This window comes from Sphingomonas sp. SUN019 (assembly GCF_024758705.1).
Lineage (GTDB): Bacteria > Pseudomonadota > Alphaproteobacteria > Sphingomonadales > Sphingomonadaceae > Sphingomonas.
Map to the genome: position 1 here is coordinate 2,755,947 of NZ_CP096971.1, position 16,007 is coordinate 2,771,953.

Annotated in this window: 18 protein-coding genes and 1 pseudogene; 12 read left to right on the top strand and 7 right to left on the bottom strand. The window is 66.6% G+C overall.

Annotated features, from left to right (window positions below; all coding sequences use genetic code 11):
• Window positions 1–8 precede the first annotated feature (8 nt).
• Window positions 9–767, bottom strand: coding sequence for a molybdopterin-dependent oxidoreductase (locus tag M0208_RS13275; RefSeq protein WP_258892153.1), 759 nt, complete (start codon window positions 765–767; stop codon window positions 9–11).
• The gene (locus M0208_RS13280) at window positions 764–1,483 is read right to left on the bottom strand and encodes a cytochrome b/b6 domain-containing protein (RefSeq protein ID WP_258892154.1); all 720 of its coding nucleotides are present in this window, start codon (window positions 1,481–1,483) and stop codon (window positions 764–766) included. The genes M0208_RS13275 and M0208_RS13280 overlap by 4 nt, the downstream gene beginning before the upstream one ends.
• Between M0208_RS13280 and M0208_RS13285 the strand changes: the two genes are divergently transcribed.
• The gene (locus M0208_RS13285) at window positions 1,470–2,081 is read left to right on the top strand and encodes a hypothetical protein (protein ID WP_258892155.1); all 612 of its coding nucleotides are present in this window, start codon (window positions 1,470–1,472) and stop codon (window positions 2,079–2,081) included. The two genes, M0208_RS13280 and M0208_RS13285, sit on opposite strands and share 14 nt — an antisense overlap.
• Here the strand turns inward: M0208_RS13285 and M0208_RS13290 are convergent.
• The 3 genes from M0208_RS13290 to rlmN form a co-directional block, all read right to left on the bottom strand.
• Window positions 2,072–2,830: a sulfite exporter TauE/SafE family protein gene (locus M0208_RS13290; RefSeq protein WP_258892156.1), complete on the bottom strand. Its 759-nt coding sequence runs from the start codon at window positions 2,828–2,830 to the stop codon at window positions 2,072–2,074. The two genes, M0208_RS13285 and M0208_RS13290, sit on opposite strands and share 10 nt — an antisense overlap.
• Window positions 2,831–2,871: 41 nt before the next feature.
• Window positions 2,872–4,155: an ACS family MFS transporter gene (locus M0208_RS13295; protein ID WP_258892157.1), complete on the bottom strand. Its 1,284-nt coding sequence runs from the start codon at window positions 4,153–4,155 to the stop codon at window positions 2,872–2,874.
• Window positions 4,156–4,228: 73 nt separating this feature from the next.
• Window positions 4,229–5,413, bottom strand: a complete 1,185-nt coding sequence (rlmN, locus tag M0208_RS13300) for a 23S rRNA (adenine(2503)-C(2))-methyltransferase RlmN (RefSeq protein WP_258893256.1) — start codon at window positions 5,411–5,413, stop codon at window positions 4,229–4,231.
• Window positions 5,414–5,532: 119 nt separating this feature from the next.
• Between rlmN and M0208_RS13305 the strand changes: the two genes are divergently transcribed.
• Window positions 5,533–5,934, top strand: a complete 402-nt coding sequence (locus tag M0208_RS13305; protein ID WP_258892158.1) for a GFA family protein — start codon at window positions 5,533–5,535, stop codon at window positions 5,932–5,934.
• Between the two features lie 173 nt (window positions 5,935–6,107).
• Here the strand turns inward: M0208_RS13305 and M0208_RS13310 are convergent, their stop codons facing one another.
• The gene (locus M0208_RS13310) at window positions 6,108–6,890 is read right to left on the bottom strand and encodes a transporter (RefSeq protein WP_258892159.1); all 783 of its coding nucleotides are present in this window, start codon (window positions 6,888–6,890) and stop codon (window positions 6,108–6,110) included.
• Window positions 6,891–6,895: 5 nt separating this feature from the next.
• Window positions 6,896–8,224 carry an Nramp family divalent metal transporter gene (locus M0208_RS13315; protein WP_258892160.1) on the bottom strand — a complete coding sequence of 443 codons (1,329 nt, stop codon included), beginning with the start codon at window positions 8,222–8,224 and terminating at the stop codon, window positions 6,896–6,898.
• 83 nt (window positions 8,225–8,307) lie between these two features.
• Between M0208_RS13315 and mntR the strand changes: the two genes are divergently transcribed.
• From mntR to M0208_RS13355, 10 genes and pseudogenes are all read left to right on the top strand, one after another.
• Window positions 8,308–8,763: a manganese-binding transcriptional regulator MntR gene (mntR, locus tag M0208_RS13320; protein ID WP_258892161.1), complete on the top strand. Its 456-nt coding sequence runs from the start codon at window positions 8,308–8,310 to the stop codon at window positions 8,761–8,763.
• Window positions 8,764–8,820: 57 nt separating this feature from the next.
• Complete coding sequence (locus tag M0208_RS13325) at window positions 8,821–9,027, top strand: molybdopterin-binding protein (protein WP_258892162.1); 207 nt, start codon at window positions 8,821–8,823, stop codon at window positions 9,025–9,027.
• 1 nt (window position 9,028) lies between these two features.
• Complete coding sequence (locus M0208_RS13330; RefSeq protein ID WP_258892163.1) at window positions 9,029–9,421, top strand: winged helix-turn-helix domain-containing protein; 393 nt, start codon at window positions 9,029–9,031, stop codon at window positions 9,419–9,421.
• A gap of 102 nt (window positions 9,422–9,523) precedes the next feature.
• Window positions 9,524–10,744 carry a TonB-dependent receptor gene (locus tag M0208_RS18580; RefSeq protein ID WP_408988099.1) on the top strand — a complete coding sequence of 407 codons (1,221 nt, stop codon included), beginning with the start codon at window positions 9,524–9,526 and terminating at the stop codon, window positions 10,742–10,744.
• A gap of 15 nt (window positions 10,745–10,759) precedes the next feature.
• Window positions 10,760–11,965: a TonB-dependent receptor gene (locus M0208_RS18585; RefSeq protein WP_408988100.1), complete on the top strand. Its 1,206-nt coding sequence runs from the start codon at window positions 10,760–10,762 to the stop codon at window positions 11,963–11,965.
• 135 nt (window positions 11,966–12,100) lie between these two features.
• Window positions 12,101–12,640, top strand: a complete 540-nt coding sequence (locus M0208_RS18590) for a hypothetical protein (protein WP_408988101.1) — start codon at window positions 12,101–12,103, stop codon at window positions 12,638–12,640.
• 92 nt (window positions 12,641–12,732) lie between these two features.
• Window positions 12,733–12,900: pseudogene (locus tag M0208_RS18595) on the top strand (phage BR0599 family protein); the annotation flags it as partial.
• Window positions 12,900–13,301 (top strand): peptidoglycan endopeptidase, encoded by a 402-nt coding sequence (locus tag M0208_RS13345; protein WP_258892164.1) that lies wholly within the window; start codon window positions 12,900–12,902, stop codon window positions 13,299–13,301. The pseudogene M0208_RS18595 and the gene M0208_RS13345, both read left to right, overlap by 1 nt.
• Window positions 13,289–15,427: a phage tail protein gene (locus tag M0208_RS13350; protein WP_258892165.1), complete on the top strand. Its 2,139-nt coding sequence runs from the start codon at window positions 13,289–13,291 to the stop codon at window positions 15,425–15,427. Before M0208_RS13345 ends, M0208_RS13350 begins: the two co-directional genes overlap by 13 nt.
• A 13-nt stretch (window positions 15,428–15,440) precedes the next feature.
• Window positions 15,441–15,944: a DUF2793 domain-containing protein gene (locus M0208_RS13355; protein ID WP_258892166.1), complete on the top strand. Its 504-nt coding sequence runs from the start codon at window positions 15,441–15,443 to the stop codon at window positions 15,942–15,944.
• Window positions 15,945–16,007: the final 63 nt, after the last annotated feature.

The window sequence follows — 16,007 nt, forward strand, 5'->3', positions numbered from 1 at the left end:
AGTAGCGATCAGATTCCGGCGTACCAATCGTAATCTACGTTATCCTCCCAATAGCCGCCCTTGCCCTTTCCAATGCCGTCGAGGCTGGCGACCGCGTTGATCCCCATCAGATATTTGGCGTGCTTGTAGCCGAGCTGGCGTTCGACGCGGAGGCGGACGGGCGCGCCGTTGGCGACGGGGAGGAAGCGGTCGTTCAGCGCCCAGGCGAGGATCGTCTGCGGGTGCACCGCGTCGATCAGGTCAATCGATTCGTAATAAGGCGTGCCGCGATAGAGATCGGCGCAGGTGAAGACGATGTAGCGCGCGGTGTCGCGCAGCCCTGCGGTCTTCAGCACGTCGCCCAGTTTCGGTCCCTGCCATTTGCCGATCGCGCTCCACCCCTCGACGCAATCGTGGCGGGTGATCTGCGCGCGTTGCGGCATTTGCCCGAGATCGGACAGCGACAGCGACAGTGGACGCTGGACGAGGCCGCCGACCTTCAGCCGCCAGGCGGCGAACTGTCCCGCGGCGAGTGCGTTGTAGTCGGGGGTGTTGGGGTTGCGCGTGCCGTTGGCGCGGAACACGGGCGACCGCTGATCGGGGCGGAACTCGCGGGCGAGCGCCTCGCGGTTGGTGAGCGCGCGCTGGAGGCCGCGGTGCATGTCCTCGCCCTTGAACAAGATCGTGCGGAATTGTTGGTTCTGCGCAAGTTTGTCGCAGCCCGATAGGAGCACGCCCGCGCCGATCGTGCCGCCGACGATCAGCGAACGGCGGGTGAGGATGGTCATGCTGGTTCCTCGGGGATGCGCCAGCGGCCGGTGATCATCGACCTGATTTCGTTCCACACGCCTGCCAGGATCACCAGCACGAGGTGGACGACGATGAACGCGGCGATCCCCGCCATTGCGATGAAGTGCAGCGAGCGCGCCGATTGCCGCCCGCCGAACAGGTCCAGCAGCCACGGCCACGCCGCGTCCATGCCGGGCGACAGCGTCAGGCCGGTCAGGATGACGAGCGGAAGCAGGATAAAGATCACCGCGACATAGGCGAGTTTCTGCAGCACGTTGTACGCGCCGGGTTTGGCCGGATCGTGGAAGCGGAAGGCGAGGTGTTCGCGGATGTCGTGCCACAAATGGCGCGGCGCGACGTCGCCGGTGCGCACGCGCAGGTCGCGCTGGAAGTGGCGGTTGAGCAGGCTGAGGATCATGTACGCCAGCAATCCGAACGCGAGGACCAGCGCGAAGAACAAATGCCAGCGGCGCGAGAGTGCGAGGTTGTAATTGGCGGGGATCGTCAGCCACGACGCGAAGCGCGGCACGTCGAGCCAAGCAGCATCCAGGTTCGCGCCGAACTGACCCCAATAGAGCCGCCGGTGCGCGTTCGAGATGCCGAGGCCGCTGCCGATCAGGATGAAGATCGCGATCGCGTTGACCCAATGCCAGATGCGCGTCGACAGCGCGTGGCGATAGATCGTCCTTTCGGATCGGCGAGTGGGCGCGTTCATCGCCGTCGGCTTAGCATGGATCGCGGTGACTGCATCAAAGGTAGTTCGACGACGGGAGGCGCGCGGTTACATCTTTTTGCGCGCCGCCCGTCGACATACGCTATTTGTGATGATGGCCGGTTGCCCGCGGGTCGCATCCGCAATTCTGGTGGTAGCCGTTCTCATCGAAGCGGACGATCGTCGTCTGCGCGGTCACGCCCGCCAGCTCCAGCTCGCGTTTCTTCATCGGGCGCACGAGATGCTCGCGACGATCCAGATCGGTCGTCTCCATCATGATCTCGTCGTCGCCCAGATCGAAATGGTTATGAATCAGCGCGATTCCGAATCGATCAAGACAACCGTGTTTCTCAAGGACGGCGCGAACGTCATCCAGACACGGCGCATCGATATCGTCGATCGGCTTCACATCGGCAATATGCTCCAGGGTCTTCCACTGAATCGCGGATACATGAACAGTCATAGTCATCTCCGTCGCTTAGAGTTTGTGGAACGCACGCGACATACGCGCGGGATGACGCCCGAAACATCCAACCTGAGTGGATCAGATCGCCCGCATCACGGCAAGGTCACCCTGTCGGCGCATATGGGTCAGGCGTAAGCACGCCAGAAGAACACGGCGGTCGTCGCCGCGGTCACCAGCAGCGTCCAGATGCGCACCGCGGGGGCGGGTAGGCGTTTTCCCGCATGCGCTCCGAGCCAGCCGCCGAGCAGGCCACCGACCAGCATCGCGGCGCATAGCCCCCACACGATCAGTCCGGCCCAGATGAAGACGATCGCCGCGGCGGCATTGGCCACCGCCAGCATCAGCGTGCGCGGGGCGAATAACGCGCGGGGCGTGATCCCGGCGAGCAGGCCGTAGAGCGCGGTCGTCATCAGCCCGACGCCGCCGCCGAAATAGCCGCCGTAGATGCCGAGCAGGGTCTGCATGACGACCAATGTCCGCGCGCCGATCGTGACGCGCTGCGCCAGCCAATCGGCGGCGGTTTTCCCCAACAACATCGCGACGAAAGCGAACAGCAGGAGCCACGGGATAATGAGGTCGAACGCGCGGGTCGGGGTCATCACCAGCAGGGCCGATCCGGCCAGCCCGGCGACAAAGGTGATCCCGGCGAGCACGCGCACGTCGATCCCCGCGACGGGGCCGAGTTCGTCGCGAAACGCCCACGCGCTGGTCGCCGCGCCGGGGAGCAGTGCTACATTGCTGGTCGCGTTGGCGGTGTTGGCGGGCAGGCCGAGCGCGATGAGTACGGGAAGCGTCGCGAAGGTGCCGCCGCCTGCGAGCGCGTTCATCGCCCCGCCGATCAGGCCTGCACCGGCGGCGAGAGCGATAGCGGCGAGTTCGATCATCGCAGCGCCTATAGGGACCGATCCGCGGCCCCGTCATGCGCTTAATCGAAGATTCGTTCCCCCGTCCCCCACGCGAACCAGACCGCCGCGCCGACCACGTTCACGCCCGCGGCGACGATGAAGGTCGCGGTATAGCCGCCGGTCAGGTCGAGCAGCAGCCCGGTCGCGGCGACGCCGATGATGCCCGGCAGCGTGCCGGCGGTATTGGTGATGCCCCACAGGACATCGGCATGGCGCGGCGCGATATCGAGATGGTTGGTCGCGAACCCCGCGAAGCTGAGCGCGCCGACGCCCAGCGCACCACACATGCACAGCAACGCGACGCCGGGCGTGGCGGCCTGCGATGCGGCGAGGAAGAACGTCGCGCTGCCGAGCAGACCGACGCACTGCATGAAGCGGCGTACGCGCGTGATGTCCGCACCGCGCGCGATCAGCCGGTCGGCGACCACGGCCGCTGCATTGCCGACGACGAATTGCGACACCCACGGCCCGATCGCGAACAGCCCCGACCCGGCGACCGACAGCCCCTGCACATCGCGAAAGTAGCTCGGGAGCCATGCGAGCATCAGGTAGAGCGTCCAGTTGGAGCAGAAATGGTTGATGATGAGCGCCCAGACCGCGGGGTGCGACAACAGGCGTCGCCACGGGATCGGCAGTGATGCCGCGCCCGTGCTTGCCTCCAGCGGGGCGAGCAGGTCGCGTTCGGCCGCGCTAATCGTCGGATGCGTCGCGGGGCGTTGGTGGATCAGACGGAACCACAACAGCGCGAAGACGATGCCGAGGCTGCCGAACGCGTAGAATACGCTCGGCCAGCCATAGGTCGCGATCAGCCAGCCGGTGGTCGACAGCGCGAAGATCGTGCCGATCGGAATGCCGGTCAGGTTGATCGCGGCGGCGCGCGATTTCTCGGTGGTGGGCACCCAGCGCGCGAGGAGATTGTAGACCGAGGGGAAGCTGGCGGCTTCGCCGATCCCCATCAGGATGCGCGTGGCGATCAGCGCGGCGAAGGACAGGCCGGCGGCGATCGGGGTCAGGAAGGTGAAGAGCGACCACGCGAGAAGCGCGATCCCCAGCAGGCGGCGTCCGCCGTAGCGGTTGGCGAGCCAGCCGGTCGGGATCATCGCCGCCATGTAACCGATGAAGAACGACGACAGGACGAAGCCCTTGGTCGTCCCCGACCAGCCATATTGTTCGGCCATCGGGATGATCGCGACCGAGATGTTGACCCGGTCGATGTAGCAGATGAACGTCGCGATCGCGCACATCGCGACCAGGATGTGGCGCTTGGCCAGACGGCCGCTCATCGTGTTGGCGGCGGTCGCCATGCCTGTCCCCTCCCGTTGTTTGAGGGAGGGTAGAACGCACCGCACGTGCCTGTGCAAGCGCGGATCGCGAAGTCTAGCCGAGCGCGGCGAGCTTTTCCTCGGCCTGACGATCGAGTTCGGCGCGCGACTTCTTTTCGCTCGCGGTCTTCAGCTGGCCGCATGCCGCATCGATGTCGCGGCCTCTTGGCGTGCGGACCGGGGCGCTGATGCCGGCTTCGAAGATGATGCTGCTGAACGACTTGATCCGGTCCGGCGTCGAGCATTCGTAGGGCGCGCCCGGCCACGGATTGAACGGGATCAGGTTCACCTTGGCGGGCAATTTATAATGGCGGATCAGGCGGACGAGTTCGCGGGCGTCGTCATCGCTGTCGTTCTTATCGCGCAGCATCACATATTCGAAGGTGATGCGGCGCGCGTTGTTGGCGCCGGGGTAATCGGCGCAGGCCTGCAGCAATTCCTCGATGCCGTATTTGCGGTTCAGGGGCACGATCTCGTCGCGTACCTCCTTCGTCACCGCGTGGAGCGACACGGCGAGGTTGACGCCGATCTCCTCACCAGCGCGCGCCATCATCGGGACGACGCCCGAGGTGCTGAGCGTGATGCGGCGCTTGCTGAGCGCGAGGCCGTCGCCGTCCATCACCAGTTTCAGCGCATCGCGGACGTTGTCGAAATTGTAGAGCGGTTCGCCCATGCCCATCATCACGATGTTCGTCAGCATCCGGCCTTCGGGCTGGCTGGGCCATTCGCCGAGGCCGTCGCGCGCGAGCATGACCTGGCCGACGATCTCGGCCGGATTCAGGTTGCGGACCAGCCGCATCGTGCCGGTGTGGCAGAAGCGGCAGTTGAGCGTGCAGCCGACCTGACTGGAGACGCACAATGTCCCGCGATCAGCGTCGGGGATGAAGACCATTTCATAGTCCTGGCCGTCATCGCTGCGCAGGAGCCATTTGCGTGTGCCGTCGGTCGACACCTGCGCCTCCACCACCTGCGGGCGGCTGATGACGAAGCGTTGTGCGAGCCACGGCTGCATCGTCTTGGCGATGTCGGTCATCAGCGAGAAATCGGTGACGCCGCGGTTGTAGATCCAGTGGAACAGCTGTTTCGCACGCAGCTTCGCCTGTTTCGGTTCGAGCTGCGACGTCTCCAGCGCCATGCGCAGATCGTCCTTCGACAGGCCGAGCAGGTCGATGCGACCGTCGCTGCGCGGGGCGAACGAACGCGCCACGGGCACGGGATCGAAGTGCCCCGGAATGGGCATGTTGGCGGCCGCTGCTGTATGCATTCGCGGGCACATAGGCGATTTCGCGGCGATTTTCCACGGGGGTGATTGCGTTGGATTGTGTTCGTGATATGTTCCTTCTTGAGAGGAGCGGGCAGATGATTCGGGGAAGTTGCCTGTGCGGCGCGGTGCGGCTGGAGATATCGGGGACGCCGCGGTCGCTAAGCTATTGCCATTGCAGCCGCTGCCGCAAGGCGGAGGGCGTGTTCGCGGCGGTGCTGATCGGCGCGGCGGACGATCTGCGGATCGTCAGCGGGGAGGATCGTATCCGCCGGATCGAGCCGGAGCCGCCGTGGACGCATCGCCGCGCGTTCTGCGACGGGTGCGGATCGGCGCTGGGGGAGTTGCAGTCGGGCGCGATGTACGTCGTCGCGGCGTCGGTGCTGGACGACGATCCGGGTATTCGGCCGACCGCGCATCTGAACGTGGAGTCGAAGCCGGACTGGTATGCGATCGACGACGATCTAAAGAAGTTTCCGGGGAATTATGTGGCGGGGTAAGACGGTGGTCTCGCGCGGGTCGAATTTACTCATACCGTTCGTCCTGAGTAGGGACTGAGCGCAGGCGAAGGCCCGTATCGAAGGATACGCCGCGGCACGTGTCCTTCGATACGCGTCTTCGACAAGCTCAGCCGCTACTCAGGATGAACGGGGAGGGGGATTATTTACCGCCTCTAGAACCGCCGTGACAGGCCGACGAAGGCCATCACGTCGTCGGCGGCGTCGGTCAGGCCGAGGTTGAGGCCGGTGTCGAGTTGGAGCTCGTCGGTCAGTTTGTAGGTGATCCCGGCGTCGCCGGTGACGTTCCAGGCCGCGCCCTTTTCGGTGAATATCTCGGTGTAGAGGCCAAGCTTGTCGGTAAGCGAAAAGCCGAGCGTGGCGGAGTTGACGAAATTGATGCGGTGGCCGCGGGCGTCGTCGTCCGCCACCACGTCGATTTCGGTCATCACGCCGAGGTCGACTGCGTCCGACAGCTTGATCGCGAGCGGGGCGATCAGGCCGAATTCGACCTTGCCCGTGCCGACGCCGTTGGTGCTGGTCGGCAGCGTGACATAGGGCATCAGGCCGAAGGCGGTTGTGCCGTCGTCATTGCCCCACAGATTCTGTTTCAGGCGGAGCGTGATGTCGCCGAAGCCGCCGGTCTTCGTTCGCGCGCCGCTCTGCAGATCGGTAGCGATCTGATGGATATAGGGTGCGACGATGAGCTGAACATCGGTGTTCCGCGCGAGGCCGAGTTTCAGGTTCACGGGCGTGACGCCGATCGTCTCAAGACGGAAACCGTCGCTGCGATCGCGGGTATAGGTGGCGACATCGAGTTCGACCTGCACGCGCCCGGCGGGGACGGTATAAGGCGATTCGGTCTTGTCCGGGCGGTCGGTGACCATCTCGCGATCCTGTGCGAGCGCGGGGAGCGGGAGGACTAGCAGCAACGCGGCCAGTAGGAAGACGGGGTGCATGCGCATCAGCCGATGCCGACGAAGGCGAGCAGCAGCTTCACGTTCAGGCCGACGATGACCGCCGCGATCAGCCATGCGCCCCATTTGAGCCACGCGGGGTTGACGAACTTGCCCATCTTCGCGCGGTTGCTGGTGAAGGCGACGAGGGGGATCACCGCGAAGGGAAGCTGCATTGACAAAACCACCTGACTCAGGACGAGAAGATTGGCGGTGCCGCTTTCGCCGTAGAGCGCCGCGACCGTCACCGCGGGGATGATCGCGAGCAGGCGGGTGATGAGGCGGCGTTGCCAGGGGGGGAGGCGGATGTTGAGGAAGCCCTCCATCACGATCTGGCCCGCGAGCGTGGCGGTGATCGTGGAGTTTTGCCCGGAAGCCAGGAGGGCGACCGCGAACAGGGTGCTGGCGATGCCGACGCCAAGCATCGGGGCGAGCAGTTGGTAGGCGTCCTGGATCTCCGCCACGTCGGTGCGGCCCGCGACGTGGAAGGTCGAGGCGGCCAGGATCAAAATTGCGGCGTTGATGAACAGCGCCAGCATCAGAGCGATCGTGCTGTCGAGCGTGGCGTATTTGATCGCTTCGCGCTTGCCCGCGTCGTCGCGTTCGAAGGCGCGGGTCTGGACGATCGCGGAGTGGAGGTAGAGGTTGTGCGGCATCACCGTCGCGCCCAAAATGCCGATCGCGATGTAGAGCATCGCGGGGTTGGTGACGACCTGCGTTGTCGGGATGAACCCGGTCAGCACGTCGCCGATCGCGGGTTGGGAGAGCGCGAGTTCCACCGCGAAGCAGAGCGCGATGATGATGAGGAGCGCGATGACGAACGCCTCCAGTTTCCGGAAGCCGCGCTGCTGGAGGAGCAGGATCAGCAGCACGTCGAGCGCGGTGAGGCAGACGCCCCAGACGAGCGGAAGGCCGAACAGCAATTGCAGCGCGATCGCGGTGCCGATCACCTCGGCCAGGTCGCAGGCGACGATCGCCAGTTCGCACGCGACCCAGAGCATGAAGCCGACCGGGCGGCTGTAGTGATCGCTGCACGCCTGTGCGAGATCGCGGCCGGTGACGATGCCGAGCTTCGCCGACAGCGCCTGCAGCAGGATCGCCATGACGTTGGAGAGCAGGATGACCGAGAGGAGCGTGTAGCCGAACTGCGATCCGCCGGCGAGATCGGTGGCCCAGTTGCCGGGGTCCATGTAACCGACCGCGACAAGGTAGCCGGGGCCGGAGAACGCGCCGAGCTTGGTCCAGAAGCGCGCGTTCGCGGGTACGCCGATGGAGCGGAATACTTCCGGCAAACTGTCACCCGATCGGGTGCGCCACGCGGGTGAGTCTTCGGCCATGATGCGCAATAAGCACGCGTCTCCCGGATTAGCCAGTGCTAAGATTTGTGCCCCGGGCTGTCATGTGCGAAAGGTGAGGTTTGATGGGAGCCGAATGCGTGTCGTTGCCGGATGCACAAGAACAGGCGGCGCGGTTCGCCCGCGTGCGCACCGCGCACCGCACCGAAACGCAGGAGGACTATGTCGAGCTGATCGCGGACCTTATCGCGGATGCCGGCGAGGCGCGCGCGACCGACCTGGCCGAGCGGCTGGGGGTGACCCCGGCGACCGTCGCGAACACGCTGAACCGGCTGAAGCGCGACGGGCTGGTCGAGATGCGGCCGTACCGTTCGATCTTCCTGACCCCCGTCGGAACCGAAATGGCGGCGAAGGCGAAGGCGCGGCACGAACTGGTCGTGGCGTTCCTGCGCGCGCTGGGGGTGTCGGAAGCGGTGGCGGAAATGGACGCCGAGGGGCTGGAACACCATCTGAGCGAGGAGACGCTGGCGGCGATGCGGGGGTTCGCTGGCGGGGGTTATTGCGCGCGTGCGCGACGCTGATTGTGTGGTCGCATCGGCCGACAGGTGTTATGTTTTCCGCGTTGATCGGGAGCAGGCATGAAAATCAGCGCACGTAATCAATTGCCCGGCCACGTGACCAAGATTACGCCCGGCGCAGTCAACGGCACTGTGAAGGTCGATATCGGCGGCGGGATGATCGTCACCGCGAGCATCACCGAGGAAGCGATCGCTGATCTCGGGCTTACCGAGGGCGATCAGGTGACGGTGATCGTGAAGGCGAGCGACGTGCTGATCGGCAAATAGGATGCGGGTCGGCGCGCTGAAGCTGAAGCTGCAACTGGTGTGCGGCGATGCGTTTGCGATGGGGCCGGGCAAGGCGGACCTGTTGGCGGCGATCGCGCGCGCGGGATCGATTTCGGCGGCGGCGCGCGCGCTGGGCATGAGCTATCGCCGTGCCTGGCTGCTGGTCGACGAGATGAACCGCTGTTTTCGCGAACGGCTGGTTGCGGCGCACCCAGGCGGCGGGCGTGAGCGCGGCGCGCAGCTAACCGACAACGGACGCGCGGTGCTGGCCGCCTATCGCGCGCTGGAGGAACGATCGACGGTGATCACTGAAAGCGACGCGTATCGCGCGCTGACTGGCATGGTGCGTGAGACGCCGCTGGCTGCGACGGCGGAAATCGACCCGAAGCGATGAGATAGCGAAAGGCGGACGTCGCCGCTTTCATCGCGTGCGACCTGCTATATACGGCCGGATATAGCGAGTCGCCGTTGGAGTGCGCCGCAAAGAGGGGGCATCATGCGGAATTTTCAGGCGTCGAGCGCACTGGCGTTGCTGATGGCGACTGGTGCGGTGCCGGCCGGTGCGCAGGCGTTGTCGGCCGACGAGGCGTCGACGACGGATGCAGCGCTGCGCACCGAAACTCTAGATCGGGCGGAACCTTTGGGCGGAGAAGTGACCGTCACAGCGCGGCGGCGGGCGGAAGATGCGCAGCGCATTCCGGGATCGCTTTCGGTAGTCGGGGGCGACCTGCTCGACCGGTCGTACACCGTGAACACCCAGCAATTGGCGCAACTGGTCCCCGCGCTGAACTACAGCTCCGCCAATCCGCGCAACACCGCGTTCACGATCCGCGGCTTAGGTAGCAGTGTGGTGGCCGTCAGCCAGGCGAACGACGGACTGGAGCCGGGCGTCGGCTTTTACGTCGATCAGGTCTATCATGCGCGTCCTGCGACCGCGGCGTTCGACTTCAGCGACATCGCGCAGGTCGAGGTGTTGCGCGGGCCGCAGGGGACGTTGTTCGGCAAGAACAGCACCGCGGGCGCGATCAACATCACGACGCGCGCGCCCAGCTTTACGCCAGAGGCCAGCCAGGAGTTTTCGGTCGGGAGTTTCAATTTCGTCCAGGCGCGGGTAGCAGCCTCGGGGCCGTTGTCGGGCGATACGCTGGCCGGGCGAATTTCCGCGGTAGTGACGCGGCGCGACGGCGTGATCGACAATGTGAATACCGGACGCGCTCACAACCAGATCGGCAATCAGGCGGTGCGCGGGCAGTTGCTGTTCAAGCCGAGCGACGCCGTGCAGGTGAAGCTGAGCGCCGATTTCACCAATTTCCAGAGCAATTGCTGCACACAGGTGTTCTACCGCGTGGCGGGGCGCGATGTGCCGCGCACCGCGACGCGGCAATATGGCGGGCCGACTGGTCTGGCCGCGCAATTCGGTTATGCCCCGCCGAGCACCAACCCGTACGATCGTCTGACCGATATCGACGCGCCGCTCGGCGTCGACACCAACGAGGGCGGCGTCGGCGGGATCGTCGACTGGAATCTGGGCGGCGCTACGCTCACCTCCGTCACCGCGTGGCGCTTCTGGAACTGGGATGCGGCGAACGACCGCGATTACACCGGCATACCGATCCAGCTGGAACAGCATATTCCGTCGCGGCAGGATCAATACAGCCAGGAACTGCGGCTGGCGTCCAACGGCGACGGCCCCGTCAGCTATGTCGGCGGGCTGTAGTTCTTTCGTCAGCGTGTGATCGGACGGCCGATCTCGATCTATGGCCCCGCCGCCGCGCGCTATCTGATCGGCACCAGCGTCACCACCGGGACCGCGCCCAACCAAATCGTGACCCCCGTGCCGGGCAATCTGCTCGACGGGTACGGGACCGACGGGCGGACCGATTTCCGGTCGGACAGCTACGCCGCGTTCGGCGAGGTCAATTGGCGCCCGATCGACCGCCTGACGCTGACCGGGGGGTTGCGTTATACCTATGAGGAGAAGGAAGGAACGTACGATACGTTCGTGTTCGGCGGGCGGGCGACCACCAACACCGCGCTGATGAACGCGAAGCTGTCGATCCTGCGGCCGCAGACCTATGCCGCCAGTGACAAGGACGGCGACGTGACCGGACGCGCGAACGTCTCGTACCAAATCACCGACGATATCCTCGGCTACGCCAGCTTTGCGCGGGGCGCGAAGTCGGGCGGGATCAACATGTCGGGGCTGCCGCTGAACGACCAGAATCAGCCTGCGATCGGCACCGCCGTGGTGCGCCCGGAACAGAACACCGCCTATGAGATCGGGCTCAAGACGCGATTGTTCGACAACCGGCTGATCTTCAACATCGATGGCTTCTATACCCGCGTCACCGATTTCCAGACCAACGTCAGCGACACGCGCGCGGCGGCGGCGCTGCGCACCTATCTGGCCAACATCCCGCGCGTCACGGTGAAGGGGTTCGAGGCGGATGCGATCGCGATGCTCACGCGCGATTTGTCGCTGCGCGCATCGGTGGCCTATGCCGACGGTGAATATGCAGATTATCCGAGCGGCCCGTGTCCGATCGAGCGGATCGGCAATACCGCCGCGGCATGCGACCTGAGCGGGGTGGGCCTGCCCGGCCTGCCCAAATGGTCGCTGACCGCGGGCGGCGATTACGCGCTACCGCTGTCGGGGCCTGGCGGAGAGGTACTGCTTCATGCCGACGCGGTCGCGAAGACGCGGCAACTGGGCGACCCGACCGGATCACGCTTCACGACGATCGGCAGCTATGCGCTGGTCAACGGCAGCATCGGTTTTCGCAGTGCACAAGGATGGGAACTGGCGGTATTCGCGCGCAACCTATTCGACCGCGACTATATCCAGAATGTGACGATCCAGGCGGGCAATTCGGGGCTGATCCTGGCGACCCCCAGCGACCCGCAGACAATCGGCGTGACATTCCGCGCGCGACAGTAATTGCGCTCTTCCCAGTCTCGTACGAACCAATACGGTTATTTTTGCTTGACAGCGCGACGCTATTCCGGTACATAACAGGAATGCTGAAGAATTGCGGGTCGGTGGCGGCGCGGGTTTGGCGGGGCGGGGGGCGAGATGGGAGAGACGATCACCGGGCTGATCACCGGACCTGCCGGGCGGCGGAAGATGCGGACGCCGGGGCCTTTGCATTTCACGCTGAAGCGCCGGCAGGCGTTTCTGGATGCGCTGGCGCTTACCTGCAACGTGCGCAAGTCGGCCGATTTCGCCGGGATCAAGGATTCGACGATCTACCGCACGCGGCGTGACGATCCGGTATTTGCCGCGCAGTGGCAGGCGGCGCTGGAGATGGGGTACGACCGGCTGGAGGCGCTCGCGCTGGAGCATGGCGGGGCGGCGATGCCGATCGAGCCCGACGCGGACCGCGCGGTGGAAGCGGGGGCCGATCCCGCGCCGTTCGATTTCGACAAGGCGTTGCGGCTGCTGACCTTTCACCGCGCGGCGCGGCAGGGTCAGCGCGCGACGCCGAGGGGCGGCGCGCCGTTGAAGAACATGACGCGCGAGGAAACGAACCAGCTGCTGCTGAAGGCGTTGGCGGCGGCGAAGAAGCGCGTCGAAAAGGCGCAGGTCAGGGAGCAGAGGGCGCGTGGCGAGTAGGCGGGCGCGGGGCGGCTCCGACCGGCAGATACTGGACGCGTTCATCGCGCTGCCGCCGGCCGAGCAGGTGCGCGTCATGGAAACGTTGCCCGCGAGCGGCTTGCGCGAACTCTACAAACGCTGGCCGTGGTGGGCGCATGACCGAGGGCTGCGACAAGAGCGTCGCGACGTGTGCGGGGCGTTTTGCGAATGTCGCCAACTTTCGTGGTGAGCCGTATCTGCCGGGGATCGACCTGCTGACGCGGTATCCGGGCGCGTGATGCGGGAGGAACGCGTTGTCGCGGCGGCGCGGGGCGTGGTCGGGGTGCGGTTCCGGCTGCAGGGGCGCGATCCTGCGTATGGGCTGGATTGCGTCGGGGTCGCGGCGGTGGCGCTGCGGGCGGGGGGTTATTCGGGGCCGGTTCCCGAGGGCTATGCGCTGCGGACCGGGGCGTTCGATGACGAGGTGTGCGGATTGGCCGCGTGCAACGGCGATCGGGCTGGCGATCTGCTGCTGTGCCGGGCTGGGCCGGGGCAGTTGCATCTGGTGGTGCTGACCGGCGCGGGCTTCGTCCATGCCGATGCAGGGTTGCGGCGGGTGGTCGAGCGGCCGGGGGTCGTGCCGTGGCCCGTGATGCGGGCGTGGCGGATCGATGAAGGGGACGATTTATGGCGACGCTGATCCTGACGACCGTGGGGGGCGTGCTTGGCGGGCCGATCGGCGCGGCGATCGGGGGGCTGCTGGGCGTTGCGGCCGATGGGCGATTGCTGAAGCCGAAGGGGCGGCAAGGGCCGCGGTTGACCGAACTGGCGGTGCAGACATCGTCCTATGGATCGCCGATCGCGAAGATCTTCGGGACGATGCGCGTGGCGGGGACGGTGATCTGGGCGACCGACCTGATCGAGACGCGCGAAAAGCGCAGCGGTGGGAAGGGGCAGCCTTCGACGACGACATATAATTATGCGGCGTCGTTCGCGGTCGCTTTGTCCGGGCGGCCGGTGCGGTCGGTCGGGCGGATCTGGGCAGAGGGGAAATTGCTGCGCGGGGCGGCGGGGGACTGGAAGGCGACGACCGGGTTCCGGCTGCACTCCGGCGGTGAGGATCAGGCGGTCGATCCGCTGATCGCGAGCGCGGAGGGGATTGGCCTCGCCCCGGCGCATCGCGGCATCGCCTATGTGGTGTTCGAGAATCTGGCGTTGGCGGATTTCGGCAACCGCATTCCGTCGCTGACGTTTGAGGTGGTGGCGGACGATGCGCCGGTGGCGATCGGGCGCATTGCGCGCGAAATTGGCGACGGGGTTGTGACCGGCGAGGGGCCGGGCGCGAGGGTCGACGGCTTTTCGGCGTATGGCGATGGTGTGCGAGGGGTGCTGGAGACGCTGGCGGAGGCGTCGGGGGCGTGGTTCGCGCCGGTCGGCGATACGCTGGCGATGCGGAGCGATGTGGGCGCGACCGTTGCGGTGGAAGATGCCGGGACCGGTGGTGCGCGGCGGATGCGGACGATCGCACCGCTGGAGACCGTGCCGTTGAGCGTGTCGGTGGCGCATTACGATCCGGCGCGCGACTATCAGGCCGGGGTGCAGCGCGCGCGACGGCCGGGTACGGGAATGCGCGCCGAAGCGGTCGAGATGCCCGCGGCGCTGTCTGCCGATGCGGCGAAGACAATGGCCGAGGCGATGCTGGCGCGGGCCGAGGCTGTGCGGGTGCGGCGGCGCGTGACGACCGACGTGTCGGCGCTGGGCATCGGTCCGGGCGACGGGGTGACGATCACCGGGGAAAGCGGCGTGTGGCGGGTGCGCGAGGCGACGCTGGAGAAGATGGCGGTGACGCTGGAACTGACGCCGGTCGTTGCGGCGACGCTGCCTGCGACAGCGAGCGGCGGGCGGGTGCTGGGTGCGCCGGATGCGGCGATCGGGACGACGATCGTCCATGCGTTCGAGACGCCTGCGCTGGGTGACACCCTTCTGACCGTGCCGCGACTGACGATCGTCGCGGCGGGGAGCGAGCCAGGCTGGCGGCGTGCGGCGTTGCTCTACAGCCTGGATGACGGCGTGACGTGGATCGCCGCTGGCGGAACCGCGGCGGCGGGGACGATCGGGATCGTCGTGTCACCGCCGGGCAGTGGATCGGCGACACTGGTCGACCGCTTTAACACGATCGAAGTCGAGCTGGCGCATGAGGCGATGACGCTGGAAAGCGCCGATCCGCCCGCGATCGACCGCGGCGCGAACCTGGCGCTGGTCGGCGACGAATTGCTGCAGTTCGAGCTTGCGGAGCCGATCGGCGCGCGGCGTTGGCGGCTGTCCGGCCTGTGGCGCGCGCGGCGCGGGATGGCGGGCGCGCCGCCGGGCGCTGGTGCACGGTTCGTACTGATCGAGGCGGACAGTTCGCTCACCTTGCCGGTGGACGTGACGCCGGGTGCGACGATCCGCGTGATGGCGAGCGGGGCGGGCGATACCGGCGGCGCGGCGGAAACGATGGCGGTGATGACCGGCGCGTCGATCCTGCCGCCCGCGCCGGTCGGGCTGACCGCGCTGCCGACCGCGGACGGCGGCGCAATGCTGCGCTGGGCGCGGCGCAGCCGGATCGGCTGGCGCTGGAGCGACGCGGTCGACGCGCCGCTGGGCGAGGAGCGCGAGGCTTACCGCGTGACGATCGCGCCGGCGGCTGGCGCTGCGCGGACGATCGAGACGGTCCTGCCCGAGACGATGCTGACCGCCGGCGAGCGAGCGGGCGGACCGGTTGCGATCACCGTCCGGCAGCTCGGGACCAACGGGGAATCGCCTGCGTTGAGCGCGGCGATATAAAGGAGACACCACGATGAGCGACGACCGATCGGCACGGCTGGACCTGCCGCAGCTTCATGCGGGACAAGCGCAGAAGGAGACGACGCATAACGAGGCGCTCGCGCTGATCGATCTGGCGGTGCAGGCGGCGGTGGTGGCGGTGGGCGTCGATACGCCGCCGTCCGGCCCCGCGCCCGGCGATTGCTGGATCGTGGGACCGGGGCCGGTCGGGGCGTGGGCCGGGCGCGCCAGCGCGATCGCGGGGTGGACGGCGGGCGGCTGGCGCTTCGTCGCGGCGCGGGAGGGGATGCGCGCGTGGAGCGTCGCCGATGGCGTGGACGTGCGGTTTGCCGCAGGCGCATGGCGTGCCGGCGACGTTCCGGTGGCGCGGTTGCTGGTCGACGGCGTGCAGGTTGTCGGTGCGCAACAGCCCGCCGTTCCGCCTCCGACCGGCGGCGCAACCGTGGACGCCGAAGCGCGTGCTGCAGTCGCCCTGATGCTCACCGCATTGATCGAACATGGATTGCTGGCGTCCTGACCCCCGAAAACGTGCTATTTCAGCAACACCCCGGCCATTTGTTCGCTTGCGTGGAAACCAAGC

Bases quoted from the DNA above. Each gene is read 5' to 3' on its own strand.
- M0208_RS13295 (WP_258892157.1), bottom strand. From the start codon at position 4,155: ATGGCGACCGCCGCCAACACGATGAGCGGCCGTCTGGCCAAGCGCCAC.
- M0208_RS13280 (WP_258892154.1), bottom strand. From the start codon at position 1,483: ATGAACGCGCCCACTCGCCGATCCGAAAGGACGATCTATCGCCACGCG.
- M0208_RS13325 (WP_258892162.1), top strand. From the start codon at position 8,821: ATGAAAATCAGCGCACGTAATCAATTGCCCGGCCACGTGACCAAGATT.
- M0208_RS13290 (WP_258892156.1), bottom strand. From the start codon at position 2,830: ATGATCGAACTCGCCGCTATCGCTCTCGCCGCCGGTGCAGGCCTGATC.
- M0208_RS13345 (WP_258892164.1), top strand. From the start codon at position 12,900: ATGCGGGAGGAACGCGTTGTCGCGGCGGCGCGGGGCGTGGTCGGGGTG.
- rlmN (WP_258893256.1), bottom strand. From the start codon at position 5,413: ATGCCCATTCCGGGGCACTTCGATCCCGTGCCCGTGGCGCGTTCGTTC.
- M0208_RS13275 (WP_258892153.1), bottom strand. From the start codon at position 767: ATGACCATCCTCACCCGCCGTTCGCTGATCGTCGGCGGCACGATCGGC.
- M0208_RS13330 (WP_258892163.1), top strand. From the start codon at position 9,029: ATGCGGGTCGGCGCGCTGAAGCTGAAGCTGCAACTGGTGTGCGGCGAT.
- M0208_RS13310 (WP_258892159.1), bottom strand. From the start codon at position 6,890: ATGCACCCCGTCTTCCTACTGGCCGCGTTGCTGCTAGTCCTCCCGCTC.
- M0208_RS18580 (WP_408988099.1), top strand. From the start codon at position 9,524: ATGCGGAATTTTCAGGCGTCGAGCGCACTGGCGTTGCTGATGGCGACT.
- M0208_RS18590 (WP_408988101.1), top strand. From the start codon at position 12,101: ATGGGAGAGACGATCACCGGGCTGATCACCGGACCTGCCGGGCGGCGG.
- M0208_RS13315 (WP_258892160.1), bottom strand. From the start codon at position 8,224: ATGGCCGAAGACTCACCCGCGTGGCGCACCCGATCGGGTGACAGTTTG.
- mntR (WP_258892161.1), top strand. From the start codon at position 8,308: ATGGGAGCCGAATGCGTGTCGTTGCCGGATGCACAAGAACAGGCGGCG.
- M0208_RS13350 (WP_258892165.1), top strand. From the start codon at position 13,289: ATGGCGACGCTGATCCTGACGACCGTGGGGGGCGTGCTTGGCGGGCCG.
- M0208_RS13305 (WP_258892158.1), top strand. From the start codon at position 5,533: ATGATTCGGGGAAGTTGCCTGTGCGGCGCGGTGCGGCTGGAGATATCG.
- M0208_RS13355 (WP_258892166.1), top strand. From the start codon at position 15,441: ATGAGCGACGACCGATCGGCACGGCTGGACCTGCCGCAGCTTCATGCG.